Annotated in this window: 18 protein-coding genes and 2 tRNA genes; 17 read left to right on the top strand and 3 right to left on the bottom strand. The window is 65.9% G+C overall.

Features of this window, described 5'->3' with window-relative positions; all coding sequences use genetic code 11:
- The first annotated feature begins 9 nt into the window (after positions 1-9).
- The 3 genes from pyk (at position 10) to ABD115_RS08200 (ending at position 2,525) form a co-directional block, all read left to right on the top strand.
- Positions 10-1,473 (top strand): pyruvate kinase, encoded by a 1,464-nt coding sequence (gene pyk / locus ABD115_RS08210; RefSeq protein WP_343960126.1) that lies wholly within the window; start codon positions 10-12, stop codon positions 1,471-1,473.
- 52 nt (positions 1,474-1,525) lie between these two features.
- A tRNA-Leu gene (locus ABD115_RS08205) sits at positions 1,526-1,609 on the top strand.
- A 307-nt stretch (positions 1,610-1,916) separates the two neighbouring features.
- Positions 1,917-2,525, top strand: a complete 609-nt coding sequence (locus ABD115_RS08200) for an ANTAR domain-containing response regulator (protein WP_059061781.1) — start codon at positions 1,917-1,919, stop codon at positions 2,523-2,525.
- Between the two features lie 162 nt (positions 2,526-2,687).
- Here ABD115_RS08200 and ABD115_RS08195 read toward each other — a convergent pair whose 3' ends face one another.
- Positions 2,688-3,152 carry a hotdog fold thioesterase gene (locus tag ABD115_RS08195; protein WP_343960124.1) on the bottom strand — a complete coding sequence of 155 codons (465 nt, stop codon included), beginning with the start codon at positions 3,150-3,152 and terminating at the stop codon, positions 2,688-2,690.
- Between the two features lie 72 nt (positions 3,153-3,224).
- On the opposite strand from ABD115_RS08195, the gene polA reads away from it, so the two are divergent.
- Positions 3,225-5,846: a DNA polymerase I gene (gene polA, locus ABD115_RS08190; protein WP_343960292.1), complete on the top strand. Its 2,622-nt coding sequence runs from the start codon at positions 3,225-3,227 to the stop codon at positions 5,844-5,846.
- A 242-nt stretch (positions 5,847-6,088) separates the two neighbouring features.
- On the top strand, positions 6,089-7,537 hold the full coding sequence (gene rpsA / locus ABD115_RS08185) for a 30S ribosomal protein S1 (RefSeq protein ID WP_343960122.1): 1,449 nt from the start codon (positions 6,089-6,091) through the stop codon (positions 7,535-7,537).
- Positions 7,538-8,016: 479 nt separating this feature from the next.
- Here rpsA and ABD115_RS08180 read toward each other — a convergent pair whose 3' ends face one another.
- Positions 8,017-8,616: a DUF4126 domain-containing protein gene (locus ABD115_RS08180; protein WP_343960120.1), complete on the bottom strand. Its 600-nt coding sequence runs from the start codon at positions 8,614-8,616 to the stop codon at positions 8,017-8,019.
- 45 nt (positions 8,617-8,661) lie between these two features.
- On the opposite strand from ABD115_RS08180, the gene coaE reads away from it, so the two are divergent.
- Positions 8,662-9,276: a dephospho-CoA kinase gene (gene coaE, locus ABD115_RS08175; protein ID WP_343960118.1), complete on the top strand. Its 615-nt coding sequence runs from the start codon at positions 8,662-8,664 to the stop codon at positions 9,274-9,276.
- A gap of 40 nt (positions 9,277-9,316) precedes the next feature.
- Here the strand turns inward: coaE and ABD115_RS08170 are convergent, their stop codons facing one another.
- Positions 9,317-9,925 carry a vitamin K epoxide reductase family protein gene (locus ABD115_RS08170; RefSeq protein ID WP_343960115.1) on the bottom strand — a complete coding sequence of 203 codons (609 nt, stop codon included), beginning with the start codon at positions 9,923-9,925 and terminating at the stop codon, positions 9,317-9,319.
- Positions 9,926-10,190: 265 nt separating this feature from the next.
- On the opposite strand from ABD115_RS08170, the gene ABD115_RS08165 reads away from it, so the two are divergent.
- The 11 genes from ABD115_RS08165 to ABD115_RS08115 all read left to right on the top strand — a co-directional run bounded on the left by ABD115_RS08165 (position 10,191) and on the right by ABD115_RS08115 (position 20,401).
- Positions 10,191-13,028, top strand: coding sequence for an Rne/Rng family ribonuclease (locus tag ABD115_RS08165; RefSeq protein WP_343960113.1), 2,838 nt, complete (start codon positions 10,191-10,193; stop codon positions 13,026-13,028).
- 160 nt (positions 13,029-13,188) lie between these two features.
- Complete coding sequence (rplU, locus tag ABD115_RS08160; RefSeq protein WP_343960290.1) at positions 13,189-13,497, top strand: 50S ribosomal protein L21; 309 nt, start codon at positions 13,189-13,191, stop codon at positions 13,495-13,497.
- 26 nt (positions 13,498-13,523) lie between these two features.
- A complete protein-coding gene (gene rpmA / locus ABD115_RS08155) occupies positions 13,524-13,778 on the top strand; it encodes a 50S ribosomal protein L27 (RefSeq protein WP_042542900.1) in 255 nt (84 codons plus the stop codon).
- 168 nt (positions 13,779-13,946) lie between these two features.
- Positions 13,947-15,458 (top strand): GTPase ObgE, encoded by a 1,512-nt coding sequence (gene obgE / locus ABD115_RS08150; protein ID WP_343960111.1) that lies wholly within the window; start codon positions 13,947-13,949, stop codon positions 15,456-15,458.
- Positions 15,455-16,240, top strand: coding sequence for a glutamate 5-kinase (gene proB / locus ABD115_RS08145; protein ID WP_343960109.1), 786 nt, complete (start codon positions 15,455-15,457; stop codon positions 16,238-16,240). Before obgE ends, proB begins: the two co-directional genes overlap by 4 nt.
- Before the next feature lie 61 nt (positions 16,241-16,301).
- On the top strand, positions 16,302-17,552 hold the full coding sequence (locus ABD115_RS08140; protein WP_343960107.1) for a glutamate-5-semialdehyde dehydrogenase: 1,251 nt from the start codon (positions 16,302-16,304) through the stop codon (positions 17,550-17,552).
- Positions 17,553-17,609: 57 nt separating this feature from the next.
- A complete protein-coding gene (locus ABD115_RS08135) occupies positions 17,610-17,819 on the top strand; it encodes a hypothetical protein (RefSeq protein ID WP_343960105.1) in 210 nt (69 codons plus the stop codon).
- Between the two features lie 2 nt (positions 17,820-17,821).
- Complete coding sequence (gene nadD, locus ABD115_RS08130; RefSeq protein WP_343960103.1) at positions 17,822-18,421, top strand: nicotinate-nucleotide adenylyltransferase; 600 nt, start codon at positions 17,822-17,824, stop codon at positions 18,419-18,421.
- Positions 18,418-19,827, top strand: a complete 1,410-nt coding sequence (locus ABD115_RS08125; RefSeq protein WP_343960101.1) for a hypothetical protein — start codon at positions 18,418-18,420, stop codon at positions 19,825-19,827. The genes nadD and ABD115_RS08125 overlap by 4 nt, the downstream gene beginning before the upstream one ends.
- 38 nt (positions 19,828-19,865) lie before the next feature.
- Entirely contained in the window at positions 19,866-20,234 is a 369-nt protein-coding gene (gene rsfS, locus ABD115_RS08120) for a ribosome silencing factor (RefSeq protein ID WP_343960288.1), read from the top strand.
- Between the two features lie 91 nt (positions 20,235-20,325).
- Positions 20,326-20,401, top strand: a tRNA-Ala gene (locus tag ABD115_RS08115).
- Positions 20,402-20,594: the final 193 nt, after the last annotated feature.

Raw genomic sequence — 20,594 nt, 5'->3', positions numbered from 1 at the left:
GGAGAATCCATGCGTCACGCAAAGATTGTCGCGACCTGGGGCCCTGCGGTCTCGAGTTACGACCACACCCTCGAGCTCATCACGGCGGGTGTGAACGTTGCGCGGATGAACATGTCGCACGGCACCTACAACGTGCACGAGGGGATCTACCGCAACATTCGGCGCGCCGAGGTCGAGGTGGCACGCCCGATCGCTGTGCTCGCAGACCTTCAGGGGCCAAAGATCCGCCTCGCGACCTTCGCCGACGGGCCGCACGACCTTGCTGTCGGCGACGAGTTTGCGATCACGACGCGCGACGTGCAGGGCGACCGCACGATCTGCGGCACGACCCACAAGGGGCTGCCAGGTGACGTGAGCGTCGGGGATCCGCTGCTCATCGACGACGGCAAGGTCACGCTCCGCGCAACCAAGGTCACCGAGGACACCGTCTACACGGTCGTAGAGGTTCCCGGCACCGTCTCAAACAACAAGGGCATTAACCTGCCCGGCGTCGCGGTGAATGTGCCGGCGCTCTCTGACAAAGACGAAGAGGATCTGCGCTGGGCGCTCAAGCTCGGCGTCGACTACATTGCGCTGTCGTTCGTGCGCGATGCGGCCGACATCACCCGCGTGCACGAGATCATGGACGAGGAGGGCATTCGCCTTCCCGTTATCGCGAAGATCGAGAAGCCGCAGGCCGTAGACAACCTCGAAGAGATCGTTGCGGCTTTCGACGGCATCATGGTCGCCCGCGGCGACCTTGGCGTCGAGATGCCGCTCGAGCGGGTGCCGCTCGTGCAAGCCGAGGCGATCGCGGTCGCCCGTCGCAACGCGAAGCCGGTCATTGTCGCGACGCAGGTGCTCGAATCGATGATTGAGAACCCGCGCCCGACGCGCGCAGAGGCATCTGACTGCGCGAACGCTGTGCTCGACGGCGCAGACGCCGTGATGCTCTCGGGAGAGACAAGCGTCGGTGCGTACCCGGTCGAGGCCGTGCAGACGATGGCCCGCATCATCGAGGCCACGGAAGACCACGCGCTCGATCGCATTGAGCCGATGAAGACCGAGCCGCGAAGCCAGGGCGGGGTGCTCACTCGGGCGGCTGCCGAGGTAGCCGCGTTTATCGGCGCTCGCTACATCTGCGTATTTACCGAGTCTGGCGACACCGTTCGGCGCATGTCGCGCCTGCGCACCCCGATTCCCATCATTGGGTTCACCCCCTCGGTCGCGACACGCCGTCGGATGGAGCTCACCTGGGGCGCGCGCTCGATCGAGATGCCGCGCGTCGGCAGCACCGACGAGATGTTCGCGCAGGTTGACGCGACGCTTGAGCCGCGCGATAACGTTGAGCTCGGCGAGCGCGTCATCATCGTTGCAGGTTCGCCTCCAGGGGTCGTCGGTACCACGAACACCCTGCGCATTCACCGCGTGGGGGAGATGAGTGGCAACCTCGAGGCCGCGGGGCCGCGCAAGCATACGCTGGCCGGCGAATAGCTCGCGAACGGTCAACGGAGCGGGTTCCAGTGCACTAAACTGGAACCGCTTTGCCGGATTGGTGGAATGGTAGACACGGCGCACTCAAAATGCGCTGCCGAGAGGCGTGCGGGTTCGAGTCCCGCATCCGGTACCAACATATGTGTGGGTTTGGGGGCCCTGCTGCGCCCTGGGGCCCGGGCGTGCTCTCTGCGCGCAGCCTAGGCAATCTGCAGTCGCTAGGCCCGAAGCGCGGGTGTGGGTGCGATCTTGTGCAGATTGCCGATCTGCCGCAGGGCCAGCGGGCAAACTAGGGCCTGCCCAGTGGGGCGGGTGCGCGTCGCCTATGCGGGCAAGCCGCTCCTTCTGTGGTGAAGCTGATAGTTTCGCGTGTTTTGTGCACCGATTTCCCCCACGCGGCAATTTCTGAGCGTGATCCAAACGAGTTATCGTAAGCTTGAACTGTGAATGACCAGAGTGTTGCCCCGACCACGCCCCGCCGCGTTGTCGTTGCAGAAGACGAATCCCTCATCCGCCTCGATATTGTCGAGACGCTGCGCGACAACGGTTTCGATGTCGTGGGTGAGGCTGGCGATGGTGAGACCGCCGTCGCGCTCGTAAAGGAGCTGCGCCCCGACCTCGTCGTGATGGACGTGAAGATGCCGAAGCTTGACGGCATTTCCGCAGCGGAGCAGATCAACGAGGAGCACATCGCTCCTGTCGTGCTGCTCACCGCCTTCAGCCAGCGCGAGCTCGTCGAGCGCGCGACCGAGGCAGGTGCCCTGGCCTACGTGGTGAAGCCCTTCACCCCCGCAGATCTCATCCCCGCGATCGAGATCGCGCTGTCACGCTTCCAGCAGATTGTCGCGCTCGAGAGCGAGGTCGCTGACCTCGCCGAGCGCTTCGAGACCCGCAAGCTCGTCGACCGGGCCAAGGGCATCCTGAACGACAAGATGGGGCTCAGCGAGCCAGAGGCCTTCCGGTGGATTCAGAAGGCTTCAATGGACAGGCGCCTGACCATGCAAGACGTCGCGAAGACCATCATCGATCAGCTCGGCCCGAAGAAGGACTAGCGCTCGGCCCGCGCGGCCGCCACGCCCGAGTGGAGCCGTGAAACAAAAAGCCCCGCAATTGCGGGGCTTTTTGTTTGCCGCAGGCGGCTAGCGCTGTGAAACTGAGGGGCCGGAGGGGCCGGAGGGGGCCGCCCCGCGGGCGCTCGCAGAAGATCGCAGCGGTTAGGCCCCTGGCGCGGTCTTATAGAAGTTCGTGATGCGCAGCGTCGAGCAGCGCCGGCCGTTGTCGTCGGTGCAGATGATCTCGTGCACCGTCATCGAGCGCCCGGCGTGAATGGGCGTGCACACGGCGGTGATGAGCCCCTGGGTCGCCGAGCCGGTGTGGGTGGCATTGATGTCGACGCCGACCGGCAGCTTGCCCTCGGGAGCGAGAAAGCCCGCGTGCATCGACCCGAGAGTCTCACCGAGCACAGCGTATGCGCCGCCGTTGACGAGCCCGTAGGGCTGCGTGTTGCCCTCAACCGGCATCGTCGCCACGACACGCTCGCGCGAGAACTCGGTGAGCTTGATGCCCATCGAGTCTGCGAGGGCGCCGAGCCCGAGGGAGGCGACCTGCTCCAGGTCTGGCGTGGTGTCGCCTGGGCGAACCCCGAATCGGTTTACTGCTGCTGCGTCGTGCTCGGTCATTGTCACGCTTTCAATGTCGGCCCCGCCTTGTAGGCTGGTGGTGTGTCGAATAACACTCAGCAGCCTACCCTCATGGTGATCGACGGTCACTCCCTCGCTTTCCGTGCCTTCTACGCGCTCCCGGTCGATAGTTTTCAGACTCAGACCGGCCAGCACACCAACGCGATCCACGGGTTTATCTCGATGTTGATCAACCTGCTCGCGAACGAGAACCCAGACGCGCTCGCGATCGCGTTCGATATCTCGCGGCACTCGTTCCGCACCGAGGAGTACCCGGAGTACAAGGGCACCCGCGGCGAGACGCCCCCGGAGTTTAAAGGCCAGATCCCGCTCCTGCAGGAGGCCCTCCATGCGATGGGGATCCGCACCATCGAAAAAGAAGGGTACGAGGCCGACGATATCCTCGCGACCCTTGCGACCGAAGGGCGCGCTGGCGGCTACCGCGTGCTCGTGGTGAGCGGCGACCGCGACACCATTCAGCTCGTGAACGACGATGTGACGCTGCTCTACCCCTCGAAACAGGGCGTGAGCGAGCTCACCCGCTACGACGCCGACAAGGTCATGGAGCGCTACGGGGTTCGCCCCGAGCAGTACCCCGAGATCGCGGCGCTCGTCGGCGAGACGAGCGACAACCTGCCCGGTGTGCCGCGCGTCGGCGAGAAGACCGCCGTGAAATGGATCAATCAGTTCGGTTCGCTCGAGGAGATCATCCGTCGCCAGGATGAGATCGGCGGCAAGGTCGGCGAGAGCCTGCGCGAGAACGCGCACCTTGCCGAGCGCAACCGCAGGCTCAACCGGCTCGTCACCGACGTCGAGCTCGATCTGCCGCTTGACGAGCTCAAGCGCGGTGCGGTCGACATGGAGGCCGTGCAGCAGAAGTTTGCGGAGCTCGAATTCCGCACGCTGCTGCAGCGCGTCGCAAAGCTTGTCGGCGCAGAGGTGCCAACGGGCGCCGCGAAGCCAGCCCAGCTCGGCGCGACGCTGCCAGAGGCGCGTCTGCTGATCGACGAGGAGCTCGGCGACTGGCTCGCGAAGGCCGCGACTCCCGCGGTGTACCTGTCGGAGACCGCCGGCGGCGTCGACGTCGGTCTCGCGACCCCTGACTCCACCGTGAAGCTCGTGTGGCAGCCAGGCGGGCGCGACTACGCCCAGTTCGAGGCCTGGCTCGCCTCCGACGCGCCGAAGGTGTTCTTCGACGCGAAGGCGCAGCTGCGCCTTGCGGCGGCCGCCGGTGTCGAGATCGGCGGCATCGCGGGCGACGCGCTGCTTGCGGCCTGGGTGTTTCGCCCGATCGCACCAGAGAAGACGATCGCCGAGGCAGTGTTTCGCTACCTCGGTGAAGAGGTTCCCGTCGGCGACCCGAACCAGCTCGTACCCGAAGAGGGCTCGGTCGCAACCACCGAGCAGCTCGCCTGGTACATCGTGCGCGTGCACGCCGCAATCGTCGGCAGGTTCGAGGGCCGCACCGGCGAGGTGTACGAGCAGATCGAGCTGCCCCTGCTGCCGATTCTTGCGAAGCTCGAGCAGCGCGGCGTCGCCATTGACTTGCCGCTGTTTGAGGGTCACCAGGCGGAGCTCACAGAGCGCGTCGCGGCGCTCGAGCAGCGCGCCTTCGACGCGATCGGGCACGAGGTCAACCTGTCGTCGCCGAAGCAGCTGCAGCAGGTGCTGTTCGAAGAACTCGACATGCCAAAGACCCGCAAGACGAAGAGCGGCTACACGACCGACGCGGCGGCGCTCGCCGATCTGCAGCAGAAGGCGCCGCACCCGTTCCTCGACTCGCTGCTCGCGCACCGCGACGCGAACAAGCTGCGACAGATCATCGAGACGCTGATCAAGGCGGTAAACGCAGACGACCAGCGCATCCACACGACCCTTGTGCAGGTGGGCGCGAGCACGGGGCGGCTCGCTTCGACCGACCCGAACCTGCAGAACATCCCGGTGCGCTCCGAGGAGGGGCGCCGCATTCGCGAGGGCTTCATTCACGCTCCTGAGTACGCAACGCTCCTCACCGCCGATTACTCGCAGATCGAGATGCGCATCATGGCGCACCTCTCGGGCGACGAGGGGCTCATCGAGGCCTTCAACGCAGGCGAAGACCTGCACCGCTTCGTGGGCTCGCGCATCTTCGGGGTGACGCCGGCCGAGGTGACGAACGAGATGCGCTCGAAGGTCAAAGCGATGTCGTACGGCCTCGCCTACGGGCTGTCGGCGTTTGGGCTATCGAAGCAGCTGAATATCTCGGCTGCTGAGGCAAAGCAGCTCATGCAAGACTACTTTGAGCGGTTCGGGGGAGTGCGCGACTACCTCCGCTCGGTCGTCGAGCAGGCGAAGGCCGACACCTACACCGAGACGATCTTCGGCCGGCGTCGCCCGTTCCCCGACCTCGCGAGCCCGAATCGCATTCTGCGCGAGAATGCCGAGCGCGCTGCGCTGAACGCGCCCATTCAGGGGTCGGCGGCCGACATTATCAAGATCGCGATGATTCGCGTGGAAGACCACATGCGCGAGGCCGGCCTGAAGTCTCGCATGCTGCTGCAGATTCATGACGAATTGATGTTCGAGGTCGCAGAGGGTGAGCAGGAGCAGCTCCAACAGATCGTGCTTGCCGACATGGCGGGAGCGGCGGAGCTTCGCGTGCCGCTCGAGGTACAGTTTGGGCACGGGCCGAACTGGAATGCGGCGGCGCACTGACGCCAGGGCTTGATTGCGAGCAGCACCGAGCTCGCAACCGTTCACGGCGCGTCTCAGCAGGCGACGCGCCGTGAAACGTTACTTGCTCAGCGGGGCAAACCCGCGTTAGACTGAACTGTCACATTTGTGGCGACTAAAACCATGTCCACGTGTGGGTCGTCTCGCGTAACCGAAGCAATTCAGTTCCGGCCAATTTGGCACGCACCCACCTGAATATCCTGTCCATTCTGGAGACCAATTACATGACGAACGCAACGACCACGAGCAAGCAGGTCGCGATCAACGACATCGGCTCAGCCGACGACTTCCTTGCAGCGGTCGAACTGACCATTAAGTCCTTCAACGACGGCGACCTCATCGAGGGCACCGTTGTGAAGATTGACCGCGACGAGGTTCTCCTCGACGTCGGGTTCAAGACCGAGGGTGTCATCCCCTCGCGCGAGCTGTCCATCAAGCACGACGTCAACCCCGATGAGGTTGTCAAGGTCGGCGATTCCGTTGAGGCACTCGTTCTCCAGAAGGAGGACAAGGAAGGTCGCCTGATCCTGTCCAAGAAGCGCGCTCAGTACGAGCGTGCTTGGGGCGACGTGGAGAAGGTCAAGGAGACCGAGGGTGTCGTCACCGGCACCGTCATCGAGGTTGTCAAGGGCGGCCTCATCGTTGACATCGGGCTCCGCGGCTTCCTCCCCGCATCGCTCATTGAGCTCCGCCGCGTGCGCGACCTCACCCCGTACCTCGGCCAGGAGATCGAGGCGAAGATCCTCGAGCTCGACAAGAACCGCAACAACGTTGTGCTCTCGCGTCGCGCGCTCCTCGAAGAGACCCAGTCGGCTACCCGCTCCTCGTTCCTCGCCGACCTCAAGCCCGGCCAGGTTCGCAAGGGTGTCATCTCGTCGATCGTCAACTTCGGTGCGTTCGTTGACCTCGGTGGCGTTGACGGCCTCGTGCACGTCTCTGAGCTCTCGTGGAAGCACATCGAGCACGCCTCCGACGTCGTCGAGGTTGGCCAGGAAGTCACCGTCGAGGTGCTTTCGGTCGAGCTCGATCGCGAGCGCGTCTCGCTGTCGCTGAAGGCTACGCAGGAAGACCCGTGGCAGGTGTTCGCACGCACCCACGCAATCGGCCAGATTGCTCCGGGCGCGGTCACCAAGCTCGTTCCGTTTGGCGCGTTCGTTCGCGTTGCAGACGGCATCGAGGGCCTCGTGCACATCTCCGAGCTCTCGGGTCAGCACGTTGAGCTTGCTGAGCAGGTCGTTTCGGCCGGCCAGGAAGTCTTCGTTAAGATCATCGACATCGACCTCGAGCGTCGCCGCATCTCGCTCAGCCTCAAGCAGGCGAACGAGGGCCTCGACCCCGAGGGCACCGAGTTCGACCCCGCTCTCTACGGTATGACCACCGAGTACGACGAGAACGGCGAGTACAAGTACCCCGAGGGCTTCGACCCCGAGACCCAGGAGTGGAAGGAAGGCTTCGAGTCGCAGCGCGAGAAGTGGGAGCAGGAGTACGCTGCTGCCCAGGAGCGTTGGGAAGCACACAAGAAGCAGGTCGCCGCGATGCTCGCAGAGCAGGCAGCTGCCCCCGCTATTGATGCGCCTTCGGCTTCGAACTTCTCGAGCGACTCGGCTTCGACCGGTGCGCTCGCTGACGATGAGGCACTCGCTGCCCTCAAGGCTCAGCTCGAGGGTAACTAAAGCCCTAGCTAGCTTCTGCTAGCTTCCAGTCAAGAGCCCGGCTCCCGCGTTTGCGGGGCCGGGCTTTTGCGTGTGCGCGAGCTGGGTGAGCATCTGGGCGCGCCTGTGGTGGGGTGCGCTTAGGTTTGGGGGCGGGCGCGAATCGGGCGGGCGCGAATCGGGCGGGCGGATCCGCGGCGCAGCACGGCACTCGAATGTCGACGCGATTTGGGCCCAGGAGCCTCCACCCTGGGCGGGCGATCTGCAGGAGATAGGCAAGAACACGCCACTTTTGGGCGGTCTTGTGCATATCTGCCGGTTTGTGCAGCAAAGTTCGCGCCGAGGGGGCGAGCAGAGTGGGGCGGGCAGGGCGAGCAGAGTGGGGCGGGCAGCGCGAGCAGAGTGGGGCGGGCAGCGCGGGCAGGGCGGGCAGTATGTGCAGCGCAAGCAGCGCCGAGGGGGAGCAGCCGGGCTGGCGAAACCAAGGCCCCAGCCCAGAGCTAGCCAGGCTGTGGCGTGTTTCGCCGGCTAGCGCGCAGCCGAGCGACCCACCGCACCCCGAGCACCGTCAGCAGCACCATCACGCCGAGAGCGACGAGGGGTAGCAGCACCGCGAGCACCGTGACGACGACGGCCGCAATGTCTTCAAGCGTGCTCATGACGGCGGCCCCGAGGCCCGCGGTCGCGAGGTTCACGACGGGCCGCGACACTAGCTTGAAGGCGTGCGGAACGAGCGCGATCAACACGCCGAACACGAACGGCCAAAAGGCTGACGAGTTCACGAACGCTTCGGGGTCGGCAACGGCGGCCGTGCTGCTCGATGCGCCGGCGCTGAAGACGAGCCCACCTGAGGCGGGCCGTACGACGCTCTGCAGCACATCGTTGACGGTGTCGAGTGCTGGCACCTTATCGACGAAGATCTCGACGACGAACAGCACCCCGAGTATGCCGAGCGCCCACTCGTTCTCGAGCCACGACCAGCCGTCTGGCAGCGAGAGCAGCTCGGTGAAGCGAGAGAGCAGCCCCAGCCCCAGCAGCGGAATATACGCGTTCAGGCCCGCCGCTGCCGCGAGCGACAGCCCGGTGATTGCTTCGAGCATCGGGTACCTCCTCCCACTAGCGTAGGCCCACGCTAGTGTTGGCGTATGCAACTCATCGCGTTGACCGGAGGAATCGCCGCAGGCAAGAGCACTATCGGGCGCCGACTTGCCGAGCTGGGGGCGCATCGAATCGACGCTGACGAGCTCGCGAGAGCAGCCGTCGCGCCTGGCTCACCGGGTCTGGCCCGGGTGCTCGCCCGGTTCGGCGAGCACCTGCGCACGTCAGACGGGGCGCTGGATCGCCAAGCGCTTGGCGACATCGTGTTTCGTGACGCGGCGGCGCTTGAAGCGCTGAACGCGATCGTGCACCCCGAGGTGCGGCGGCTGGCTGAGGAGCGCATCGCTGCTGCGGTGCAGCAACGCGCCGATGCCGTTGTGGTGTACGAGATTCCGCTCTTCGTGGAGACCGGAGCCCACGACAGCGGGAGCGGTTTTGACTGGGATTGGGTGCTCGTTGCCGATGCGCCCGCTGAGACGCGGGTACGGCGCATGGTGGAACTCCGCGGGATGGCGGAGGAGGAAGCGCGGCGCCGCATCGGTAACCAGGCGAGCGATGCGGATCGCCGGGCTGTTGCCGACGTGATGATCGACACGTCTGGTACCGAACAGCAGACGCTCGACCAGGTCGACGCGTTCTGGCGGCGGGTTACTGCCGCCTGAGCTCGTGGCGGCGCCTGGGCAGCGAGGGCAGCGGTAGCGCTTAGCGGCTGAACTCGGCGAGCCAGTTGAGCTGGAACTGGGCGACCGCCGCAATGAAGAGGTACGAGACCAGCACGAGCACCCACGCCCACGAGTTGACCGCCGCGAACGCCTTCTTCACCCCGGGTGACGCTTCGACGTAGCCGACGGCCTCGGGTCTAAACGCGGTAAAGAAGAAGAGCGGCAGCATGACAGTCCAGACGACCATGCACCACGGGCACAGGGTGCCGAGGGTAAACACGCTCTGGGTGAAGAGCCAGAAAACGAACACCGTGCCGAGGGCGAGGCCAGCCCGGTAGAGCCACCAGAACCAGGCGGCGAAACGCGCCCCTGCGAGGAGGGCAACGCCAACTGCGATTGGCGCAACGAACGCCATGAGTCCGAGAATCGTGTTGCTAAACCCAAAGAGTGAGCCCTCGGGCGAATCCATGTTCGGGCCGCAGGTCACGAGCACCGAGAGCTCGCAGTTCGGTATGTAGTCGGGCTGCTGCAGCTTCTTGATGTACTCGGTCGCCAGCTCGAACGCGGCGAAGAGCCCGATCGCGCCAAAGATGATGGTGAAGATTGCGAACCCGCGAACCCGCGGTGCCTGTACCTCAGTTGCGCTCATGCCTTGATAATAACCGGGGTTTCCTGTGACAACGCGCCGCTGCGATGCCTACTGCAATGTTCAGGGTCTCCGTGACATAATGGTTATCGTTGGATAACGCCACGACGGCGCGCTCCACGTACAGTCTTTGGTCGCCCCATGGCGGTCACCGGCATTTGCCGAACGCTCGAAGAATTTGAGCGAACACATGAATTCGCGGCGAATGATCGCCGACAATATTGGTTTCCTCGAACCTCGCGTTCGGGGTTAAAGGAGCACACCAGCAATGGTGAATACACAAGAGAACACAGGGGACGAGACGGGCACCGCCCTCGGGGCGGAGGCTCCGGCAGCACACGAACCGGCAGCCGAGGCTCCCCAGTCAGCCGACCCGGTAGCGACCGAGCCCGATGCGGCGGCAGCGGAAGAGTCGGCTGCGCCCGCGAAGGCCCCACGCAAGCGGGCTACGAGCAGGCGCGTCGCGACAAAGACGGGGGATGCGAAGGCGGCGGAAGCTGCGAACGCGGAAGCCGCGGCAGCGGATGCCACGGTAGCGGATGCCACGGTAGCGGATGCCACGGTAGCGGAAGCCACGGTAGCCAATGAACAGCCGGAGGCGGTCGAGCCGGAGGCTGCTCAGGTCGCCGAGGTGGCGCACGCCGAGCAGGCGCCAGCAGCGCAGGATCCCGCAGATGGTGAACCAGTCGCAGCCGAAGCCGAAGCCGCGGCGCCCGAGGCAAAGCCACTGCCCGACGGGTTGCCTCTCGTGCTGCCCCTCGCAGAGATGAGCCCCGAGGAACGCTTCAGGGCAACGACGCGCCTGATCTTCCTGGCGCCCGATGTGCCGCCGGTGCAGCCGATGCCGCGGCGCAATGAGTTGCGCAAGCTCGACGATATTCTCGACTCACGCTTCCCAGGCAACGAATCCCGTGATCGCGATGAGCGCAGCTCCCGCGACCGTCGCGACCGCGATTCCGACCGTGGCGACCGTGGCGACCGCAGCGACCGCGGCGACCGGGGCGATCGCTTCGACCGCGCGGAGAGTGATCGCGGCGGGCGCGACGCGACGAGCGGGCGCGGCAACAGCCGACGCCGGCAGCCGGGAACGGATCACGACGAAGACGACTCGCGCCGCCAGCAGCGGCAAGCACCCATCATCACTGAGCCGCAGAAGCTCCGCGGATCCACCCGCCTCGAAGCGAAGAAGCAGCGCCGCCGCGATGGCCGAGACGCTGGCCGCAAGCGCCTGGTGATCACCGAGTCGGAGTTCCTCGCGCGCCGCGAGTCTGTCGACCGCGAGATGATCGTGCGCACAACGGCAGATCGCATTCAGATTGGCGTGCTCGAAGACAAGGTGCTCGTCGAGCACTACGTGGCGCGGTCGAGCGAGTCCTCGCTCATCGGCAACGTATACCTTGGCCGGGTGCAGAACGTGCTGCCGAGCATGGAGGCGGCCTTCGTTGACATCGGGCGCGGCCGCAACGCCGTGCTCTACTCGGGCGAGGTCGACTGGTCAGAATTCGAGGGCGGCAACACCGCTCGCAAGATTGAGAACGCGCTGAAGCCCGGCGACCAGGTACTCGTTCAGGTGACGAAGGATCCGGTTGGCCACAAGGGTGCGCGCCTCACGAGCCAGATCTCTCTCCCAGGCCGCTTCCTCGTCTACGTGCCGGGCGGCGCGATGAACGGGATCTCGCGCAAGCTGCCCGACACCGAGCGCGCTCGGCTGAAGAAGATTCTCAAGGAGGTGCTCCCGTCGGGCGCCGGTGTCATCGTGCGCACCGCGGCGGAGGGCGCCACCGAAGATCAGCTCACCCACGACGTGCAGCGGCTCACCAGGCAGTGGGAGTCGATCCAAGCGCGCGTGAAGAAGGGCGGCGGCCCGGCGATGCTGCACTCGGAGCCCGACATGCTCATCAAGATCGTGCGTGACGTGTTCAACGAAGATTTCCTGAAGATGAGCATCGAAGGCGCAGAAACCCACGATGTCATCGAGAACTACCTCTCAGCGGTGGCCCCCGACCTGATGCAGCGCGTCGAGCGCTACGAGGGCGAGCGCGACATCTTCGACGCCTATCGCGTCACCGAGCAGATCGCGAAGGCGCTCGACCGCAAGGTGTGGCTGCCCTCGGGTGGTTCGCTCGTGATCGATCGCACCGAGGCGATGACGGTTGTCGACGTGAACACCGGCAAGTTCGTGGGGGCCGGCGGCAACCTCGAAGAAACCGTCACGAAGAACAACCTCGAGGCCGCAGAAGAGATCGTGCGTCAGCTTCGGCTGCGCGATATTGGTGGCATCATCGTGATCGACTTCATCGACATGGTGCTTGAGTCGAACCGCGATCTCGTGCTGCGCAGGCTCGTCGAGTGCCTCGGGCGAGACCGCACGAAGCACCAGGTCGCCGAGGTGACCTCGCTCGGGCTCGTGCAGATGACTCGCAAGAAGCTCGGCCTCGGGCTGCTCGAGTCGTTCAGTGAGCCCTGCGAAATCTGTGCCGGGCGCGGCGTGATTGTGCACCATGAGCCGGTGCAGCGCCACCGTTCGGAGCAGTCGTCGGGCCGGCAAAAGCGCGGCGGCGGCAACGGCGGCCACGGTAGTGGCAGCGGTGGCGGCAACGCGGGTAGCGGCAATGGCAACGGCGGAGGCAAGGGGTCGCACGAGCCCAAGGCTCAGACGCACGCGATTACCGACGGGGCGAAAAACATGCTCGCTCAGGTCGCAGCCTCGACGATTCCCGCGGCAAAGGGCTCGGACGAGGCAGCCCCCGAGGCCGCGCAGCGCTCTCAGAGCGGTGACGACCAGGCGTCGCGTCAGCCCTCGCTGAAGCCGGCGCAGGCAGACACGGCGCGCGAGCCCAAGGCCCCCGCGGCGGTGCTTGAGAGCGTGCTCGACGCGCTGCCGGAGGCCCCTCCCGCGGGCGCTTCGAAGTCGCGCAGCCGCCGCGTGAGCGCGCGTGCGGGGGCCCCGGCAGGGGCTCCGGCCGTGGCGCCGAAGACCCAAGTCGGCGCGGAGGCGCCGACCGCGGTACAGTCCCAGGGCGGCGAGGGGGAGCGCTCGCTCGACCCCGAGCGCATGCTGCTCGACGCGCTCGATGCCAGAACGACGGGCCGCGGCGGGGCTTAGGCTGACACGCCGACCTTCATTTGACCGAACGCGGTAATTCGCGTTATTATTGACCGTTGTGCGTACTCGCTTTTGAGGCGGGGAGTGCACGTATGACTTCGATCGTGACGGGTTCGCGATTCGACACGATTAAGACGATCCTCGAGAGATGGGTGACCAAGTGGTTTACGCAGTAGTGCGCACAAGCGGGCGACAGGAGAAGGTCGAGGTTGGCTCGATCATCACTGTAAACCGTGTAGCGGGAGATGCTAAGGGAAATATCGAACTCCCGGCAGTGCTCCTCGTTGACGGTGAAAAGGTGACGAGTGACGCTTCGGCACTCGCGAAGGTCAAGGTGACCGCTGAGGTTCTCAACGACCTCCGTGGCCCGAAGATCGTCATTCAGCGTTACAAGAACAAGACCGGTTACAAGCGCCGCCAGGGGCACCGTCAGGATCTGACGCGCCTCAAGGTCACCGGCATCAAGTAACTTTTAGACTCTAAGGAGACAGACCAATGGCATCCAAGAAGGGCGTCGGCTCCAGCAAGAACGGCCGCGACTCGAACGCACAGCGCCTCGGCGTGAAGCGCTTCGGCGGTCAGCAGGTAAACGCCGGCGAGATCATCGTGCGTCAGCGCGGCACTCACTTCCACCCGGGCGCGAACGTGGGCCGTGGCGGAGACGACACGCTGTTTGCACTCGCTGCTGGCGCGGTTGAGTTCGGCGCGAAGGGTGGCCGCAAGGTCGTCAACATCGTCGCCACTGCGTAAGCAGACCGGTATCGACAAAGGCGAGCTTCGGCTCGCCTTTTGTCGTATCTGGCCGAGTTGTGCGGGCCGAGTGCCCGCGCACGACGCAACTCGGCGTCGCTGGGGCGAAAAGCCCTGGCAGAATCGTAGTAACTCGATCGCGTCTTCGGGGCGGAAGGAGAATCTCGCATGGTGACGTTCGTAGATCAGGTGGAGTTGCACCTGCAGGCGGGCCGTGGTGGGAACGGCTGTGTCTCGGTGCGGCGCGAGAAGTTTAAGCCACTCGCCGGGCCCGACGGAGGCGCTGGCGGCAACGGCGGCACCATCGTGCTCGTCGCGGATCCGCAGGTGACGACGCTGCTCGAGTACCACCGCAGGCCCCATCGCTCCGCCGAGAACGGCGCGTACGGAGCGGGCGACTACCGCGCCGGCGCGCACGGCGCCGACCTCGAGCTGCGCGTGCCGGTGGGCACCGTGGTGAAGACCAAAGATGGCGAGGTGCTCGTCGACCTGACCGAGCCAGGCACGCGGTTTGTGGTTGCCGAGGGCGGCCTCGGCGGGCTTGGCAACCACGCCCTCGCGAGCCAGAAGCGCAAAGCCCCCGGCTTCGCGTTGCTCGGCACCGAGGGCTGGGCCGGCGACGTCACGCTCGAGCTGAAGACGATCGCTGACGTCGCGTTCGTCGGGCTGCCCTCCGCGGGCAAGTCGAGCCTGATCGCCGCAATGAGCGCCGCGCGCCCGAAGATCGCCGACTACCCCTTCACGACGCTGCACCCGAACCTCGGCGTCGTCGAGTCTGGCGGCACCCGCTTCACCGTCGCCGACGTTCCTGGCCTCATCGAGGGCGCGAGCGAGGGCAAGGGCCTCGGCCTCGACTTTCTGCGCCACGTCGAGCGCTGCAGCGCGCTACTGCACGTGCTCGACTGCGCAACACTCGAGCCGGGGCGCGACCCGCTGTCCGACCTCGAGATCATCAAGACCGAGCTCGCGGCCTACGAGGTGCCCGAGGGGCAGATTCCGCTGCTCGAGCGCCCGCAGCTCGTCGCCCTGAACAAGATCGACGTGCCAGAGGCGCGCGAGCTCGCCGAGTTTGTGCGCCCCGACCTCGAGGCGATGGGCTACCGCGTCTTCGAAATCTCGACGGCGTCGCGCGAGGGCCTGCGCGAGCTGGGCTTCGCGCTCGCCGAGGTCGTCGAGGCGGCCCGCGCGAAGGAGCTCGCCGAGACCGAGCGGCTCGAGCGCATCGTGCTCACCCCGAAGGCGGTCGACCGCAGCGCCGGCTTCCGCGTCGTCACCGAGGGCGGCTCGTACGGCACGCTCTATCGCATTCTGGGGCAGAAGCCCGAGCGGTGGGTGCAGCAGACCGACTTCCAAAACGACGAGGCCGTTGGCTACCTCGCCGACCGGCTGCAGAAGCTCGGCATCGAGGATGCGCTGGTGAAGGCCGGAGCGGTCGCTGGCTCCGCCGTGGTGATTGGCCCCGGCTCTGGCGTGGTGTTCGACTGGGAGCCCGCGCTCACGAGCGCGGCGGAGGTGCAGGTTGGTGTTCGCGGCTCCGACGAGCGCCTCGATGGGCCGGCCCGCCGCACGAACAAGGAGCGCCGCGCCGACTACCACGACCTCATGGACGCGAAGGCTGCCGCTCGAGACCAGCTCGAGCGGGAGCGCAAGTCGGGCATGTGGGAGGCTGACGAGGCATGAGCGGTGTGACGCGCGGCGACGCGCTGCTGGCGGCGCGACGCGTCGTCGTCAAGGTGGGCTCCTCGTCGGTAAGCGGCGACAACGCAGCCCAGATTCCGACCCTCGTCGACTCCCTCGCTCGGCTGCGCGCCGCGGGCGCCGAGGTGATCCTCGTTTCGAGCGGGGCGATCGCGACCGGGGTGCCGTTTCTCGACATCGAGGCGCGCCCCGACGACCTCGCGACGCAGCAGGCGGCGGCCGCCGTTGGCCAGAACATTTTGGTGAACCGCTATCAGCGGGCGCTCAGCAGTCACGACCTCGTCGCCGGCCAGGTGCTGCTGACCGCGCACGATATGGAGAACCCCACGCACCGCGGCAATGCGCGTCGCGCGCTCGAGCGGCTGCTCGCCCTCGGCACCGTGCCGATCATCAACGAGAACGACACGGTCGCCACCCACGAGATCCGCTTCGGCGACAACGATCGCCTCGCCGCTCTCGTCGCCCGCCTCGTCGACGCTGACAAGCTCGTGCTGCTTTCCGATATCGACGCACTGTACACGGCTCCGCCCGAGGTGCGCGGCGCGGAACGCATCGCGCATGTGCCCTACGGTGACCCGCTCGCGGGCGTGAAGATCGGCGAGAGCCAGTCTGGCTGGGGCACGGGCGGCGCCGCGACCAAGGTGCAGGCTGCTCGCCTGGCCGCCGACGCGGGTACGACCGTGCTGCTCACTGAGGCGCGGTTGCTCGCGAGCGTGCTCGACGGCGCCGATCACGGCACGCTGTTCGAGGCCGCGCCGCGGTAGCCGCTGCGCGCCGCCGGTCGCTGTGCCGAGCGCGCCGCCTCGCCAGGCTAGACTTGTCGCTATGTCTAGCAACGATGCCTTCATCGATCTCCTGGCCAGGGCGAAGGGCGCCTCGCGCGCTCTCGCGACTGCGACAACCGCCGAGAAGAACGCGGCGCTCGAAGAGCTCGCCCGTGGTCTCGAGGCGGCAATCCCAGAGATCGTGGCGGCGAACGAGCTCGATCTGCGGCGCGGCGCCGAGCAGCAGATAGGCGACGGTCTGCTCGACAGGCTGATGCTCGACGAGTCGCGGATTCGCGGCCTCGCTGCTGCCGTGCGCGATATTGTCGCGCTGCCCGACCCCGTCGGCGAGGTGGTGCGCGGCAGCACGCTCGCAAACGGCGTGACGATTGCGCAAACCCGGGTGCCGTTCGGGCTCGTCGGCGCCATCTACGAGGCGCGCCCCAACGTGACGATCGACATTGCGGCGCTCGCCCTGAAGAGCGGCAACGGCGCGGTGTTGCGGGGCGGATCCGCGGCTGAGGATTCGAACCGCGTGCTCGTGCGCCTCATTCAAGAGGCGATGACCCGTGCGGGGCTCGACGGCGACGCGGTGCAGACGATCGACGAATTTGGTCGCGAGGGCGCCGGGAGGCTCATGCGTGCCCGCGGTTTCGTCGACGTGCTCATTCCGCGGGGGAGTGCGGGGCTGATCGCGACGGTGGTGCAGGAGTCGACCGTGCCTGTCATCGAGACAGGCGCTGGCATCGTGCATGTGTATGTCGATGCCTCGGCCGACGCGGAGATGGCCGAGGCCATCGTCGTCAACGCGAAGACACACCGGCCGAGCGTCTGCAACGCGGCCGAAACGCTGCTCGTGCACCGCGACGCTGCCGAGGCGCTGCTGCCGCGGTTGCTCGCTGCGCTCACTGAGCGCGGCGTGTCGCTTTCTGGTGACGAGCGGGCACGCGCCGCTGGGGCTCCGAGCGCCGCGAGCGACCAGACGTGGGCTACCGAGCACCTCGACCTGGCGATGGGCGTGCGCGTTGTCGACTCCATAGCCGAGGCGATCGCACACATCGATCGCTATTCGACGAAGCACACCGAGGCGATTGTCACCAATGATTTCGCCAACGCGGAGAGGTTTCTCGCCGAGGTCGATGCCGCGGTGGTGATGGTGAACGCCTCGACGCGCTTCACCGATGGCGGCGAGTTCGGGTTCGGCGCGGAGGTCGGCATCTCGACGCAGAAGATGCACGCGCGCGGGCCGATGGGGCTGCAAGAACTCACGAGCACCAAGTGGATCGTGCGTGGCACTGGGCAGATTCGCTAGCCAGACACGGTAGGCTTGTAGTAAATATTTCTGCCATAGGAAAGGTCAGGGCTCTTCATGTCACTTGCAGCCACGATTGCAGTAGCCGAGGGCGCAAGCCACGTTGTCAACGAACTCCCGATCCCGGCGATCGGTTATGGCGTGATTGTTTTCACCCTGTTCTTGATCAGCGCAGTGGTCACCTTCTCGTTCCGCGACGTTGCAAACCGGCACTCTGAGAAGGCCGCAGCCTATGCCCGCGAGCACGGTGAGGCGCAGCAGCACTAATCGTGACGAATCGGCGACGCGTGGGGGTGATGGGCGGCACCTTCGACCCAATTCACCACGGCCACCTCGTCGCCGCCAGCGAGGTAGCGAAGAGTTTCGATCTCGACGAGGTTGTGTTCGTGCCGACGGGGCAACCCTGGCAGAAGAGCAACGTCTCGCAGAGCGAGCACCGCTACCTCATGACGGTGATTGCAACCGCCTCGAACCCGCAGTTCACGGTGAGTCGCGTAGATGTGGATCGCGATGGGCCGACCTACACGGTCGACACGCTGCGAGACCTGAAGCGCCTGATGCCCGATGCGGAGCTGTTCTTCATCTCCGGGGCCGATGCGGTGAAACAGATCGTGAGCTGGAAAGACGTTGAAAAGCTCTGGGAATTGGCGCATTTTATTGCAGTGTCTCGCCCCGGGCATGAGCTATCACTCTCAGGGCTTTCACACGATAACGTAAGCTTGCTTGAGATCCCGGCGCTGTCAATCTCCTCTACTGACTGTAGGGAGCGAGTGTCGAGGGGTTACCCTGTGTGGTACCTAGTACCTGATGGGGTGGTGCAGTACATCGCCAAGCACGGCTTGTATTCCGAGGAAGCGACAGACAGATGAGTGAGCAAGACCACGAACGCCCGTTGACGCGGCGCGAGCTTCGGCTGCGTGAGCAGGCTGCCAGCGGCGAGGCCGCTGAGGCCGCCGACGCCGGGCCGGGAGAGGCGGCTGTTGCTGCCTCCGAGACCTCTGGCGAGGCCCCGGCAAACGTGGAGATCGAAATCGATCCGCTGAACCCTGACGGCACGCCCCGCACCCGCCGCGAGATGCGCGAGTTGCGCGAGGCAGCGCTCGCCCAGTTGGCCGCAGATACCGCTGCGAGCGACGATGTCGACGCAGCGGCTGCCGTGAACGCGGTTCAGGCCGAGGCGCCTGCTCCGGTCGTTCCCATGGAGGAGCCCGTCTTCGATGAGTACGGTGCGCCGACCGAAGCGCTGAGCCTCGAAGACCTGCCCCAGCACGACTCGTCTGAGACCGAGCTCGATGCCCCGACCGAGGCCTTTACTCTCGAAGATATTCTCGAGGCAGCTGAACCGACCGCCCCGACCGGCGATGCTGACGCCGTTGCGGCGCTGTTCGCAACCGATCAGGTCGAGATCGTCGCAGACTCCCTCGGCGAAACCGCGGTGCCCGCTGACGCTGATATCGACGCTGCCGAGGCTGGCGCCGTTGAAGCAGAGACCCACTCAGCCGACATTGAGCACGATGCCGACCTCGCCGCGGCAGACCTCGAGGCAAGCGCCGTGATCGACGGTGCTGCGACGGCCGACGAGGCCGACGAGGCCGACGAGGCCGAGCTGCAGGCCGGCGCCGAGGCCGAGGCTTCCACGCTGGCCGACGTTGTGGCCGAGGAGCTCGACGCTCAGGCCGAAGCCGAGGGTGAGGCAGACACCGGAACCGACACGGCCGGCTATTCGTTCCCCGACATTCAGCCGCCCGAGGAGTGGCGTTCGGTCTTTGACGACCCGTCGCGCGCCGCATCGATCTCTGCGCCCGGCGAATCGGGTGACTTTGACGACCTCATCTCTCGCGCGGTCGCGCAAGAGGGGAGCACGGGCGGCACCGGGGCGTCTGCCCTGATTCTGCCGTCGCACCCCGGCGACACCGGCGGGCTGACTGGCCCGCTCGGGGCAACCGGTGAACTGTTTGTGACGGGCTCGATCGAGCTGCCGAAGTCGATGGGGGAGACCGGCGGGCACTCCGGTATTCATGATTCGATCGATTTTGACCCATTCTTGACCGATGGTGTGCCCGAGCCCATCGGAGCGGCATCCGACTCCGGGCCGACCCCGGTGTCGGCGCTGAGCGCGGTGAGCGCGCGGCGTCGGCCTGAGGTGCCGGTTGTCGCCGAGCCCACGAAGGATCGCAGCAAGCTGCCCCTGATCCTCGCGCTCTCTGGCGGCGGCCTCATCGTAGTTGTTGCCGGCGTCGTGGTCTATGCCGCGTCGCAGGGCCTGTTTAACTAACCCCTCTGAGAGGTACACACGTGGCAGAAGCACGAGAGATGCTCGCTGATCTGAAGATTGCCGTGCGCGCGGCCGACAGCAAGGGGGCGATCGCACCGGTCGCCCTTGACGTGGCGGAGCACTTTGGCTTCGCCGACGCGTTTCTCGTCGTGTCGGGCGAGGTCGAGCGCAACGTTCAGGCGATCTCCGACCAGGTTGAGCGAGATCTCAACGAGGCCGGTGTGCGCACCGTTCGGCGTGAGGGGCGCGAGGGCGGTCGCTGGGTGCTCCTTGATTTTGGCGACATCATGGTCCACGTGTTTCACCGCGAGGAGCGCGATTTCTACCAGCTCGAGCGCCTGTGGCACGACAGCCCGAAGATCGACGTTTCGTCGATGCTCGAGGTCGCCGCAACGCAGCCTGAGTGACGCGCCGGCCCGGCGCGTCGATTTGCACGTGGCGATCTGGGCTGGTGTAGAATAGAAGAGTTGTCGGGCGAGCATTCGCCCGACTTCCTGAGGGTCTGTGGCGCAGTTGGTAGCGCACCTGCATGGCATGCAGGGGGTCAGGGGTTCGAATCCCCTCAGATCCACCATCAGAGGCCTGGCTCACGCCGGGCCTCTTCTCGTTCTGGGCTGGCATCGGGCAGGGCTCGCTTGCGGCTTGCGCAGCGGTAACTATGGGATCAGCGGTGCCAAGGCCCAAGAGCCTGCATTTTGGGGGCTATCGGCCAAAACGTGTGGATGGCGTTGGGCGTGTCTCACCCTCTCCCTGCCCAACCGCTGCGG

This window comes from Leucobacter albus, assembly GCF_039528015.1.
GTDB lineage: Bacteria > Actinomycetota > Actinomycetes > Actinomycetales > Microbacteriaceae > Leucobacter > Leucobacter albus.
This window is presented reverse-complemented; position numbering and strand designations above follow the sequence as displayed.

Excerpts from the sequence above, each read along its gene's own strand:
- rpsA (WP_343960122.1), top strand. The coding sequence starts at position 6,089 with ATGACGAACGCAACGACCACGAGCAAGCAGGTCGCGATCAACGACATC.
- coaE (WP_343960118.1), top strand. The coding sequence starts at position 8,662 with ATGCAACTCATCGCGTTGACCGGAGGAATCGCCGCAGGCAAGAGCACT.
- ABD115_RS08170 (WP_343960115.1), bottom strand. The coding sequence starts at position 9,925 with ATGAGCGCAACTGAGGTACAGGCACCGCGGGTTCGCGGGTTCGCAATC.
- ABD115_RS08135 (WP_343960105.1), top strand. The coding sequence starts at position 17,610 with ATGTCACTTGCAGCCACGATTGCAGTAGCCGAGGGCGCAAGCCACGTT.
- ABD115_RS08180 (WP_343960120.1), bottom strand. The coding sequence starts at position 8,616 with ATGCTCGAAGCAATCACCGGGCTGTCGCTCGCGGCAGCGGCGGGCCTG.
- proB (WP_343960109.1), top strand. The coding sequence starts at position 15,455 with ATGAGCGGTGTGACGCGCGGCGACGCGCTGCTGGCGGCGCGACGCGTC.
- ABD115_RS08125 (WP_343960101.1), top strand. The coding sequence starts at position 18,418 with ATGAGTGAGCAAGACCACGAACGCCCGTTGACGCGGCGCGAGCTTCGG.
- pyk (WP_343960126.1), top strand. The coding sequence starts at position 10 with ATGCGTCACGCAAAGATTGTCGCGACCTGGGGCCCTGCGGTCTCGAGT.
- ABD115_RS08140 (WP_343960107.1), top strand. The coding sequence starts at position 16,302 with ATGTCTAGCAACGATGCCTTCATCGATCTCCTGGCCAGGGCGAAGGGC.
- rpmA (WP_042542900.1), top strand. The coding sequence starts at position 13,524 with ATGGCATCCAAGAAGGGCGTCGGCTCCAGCAAGAACGGCCGCGACTCG.
- ABD115_RS08195 (WP_343960124.1), bottom strand. The coding sequence starts at position 3,152 with ATGACCGAGCACGACGCAGCAGCAGTAAACCGATTCGGGGTTCGCCCA.
- polA (WP_343960292.1), top strand. The coding sequence starts at position 3,225 with ATGGTGATCGACGGTCACTCCCTCGCTTTCCGTGCCTTCTACGCGCTC.
- obgE (WP_343960111.1), top strand. The coding sequence starts at position 13,947 with ATGGTGACGTTCGTAGATCAGGTGGAGTTGCACCTGCAGGCGGGCCGT.
- ABD115_RS08165 (WP_343960113.1), top strand. The coding sequence starts at position 10,191 with ATGGTGAATACACAAGAGAACACAGGGGACGAGACGGGCACCGCCCTC.
- rsfS (WP_343960288.1), top strand. The coding sequence starts at position 19,866 with ATGCTCGCTGATCTGAAGATTGCCGTGCGCGCGGCCGACAGCAAGGGG.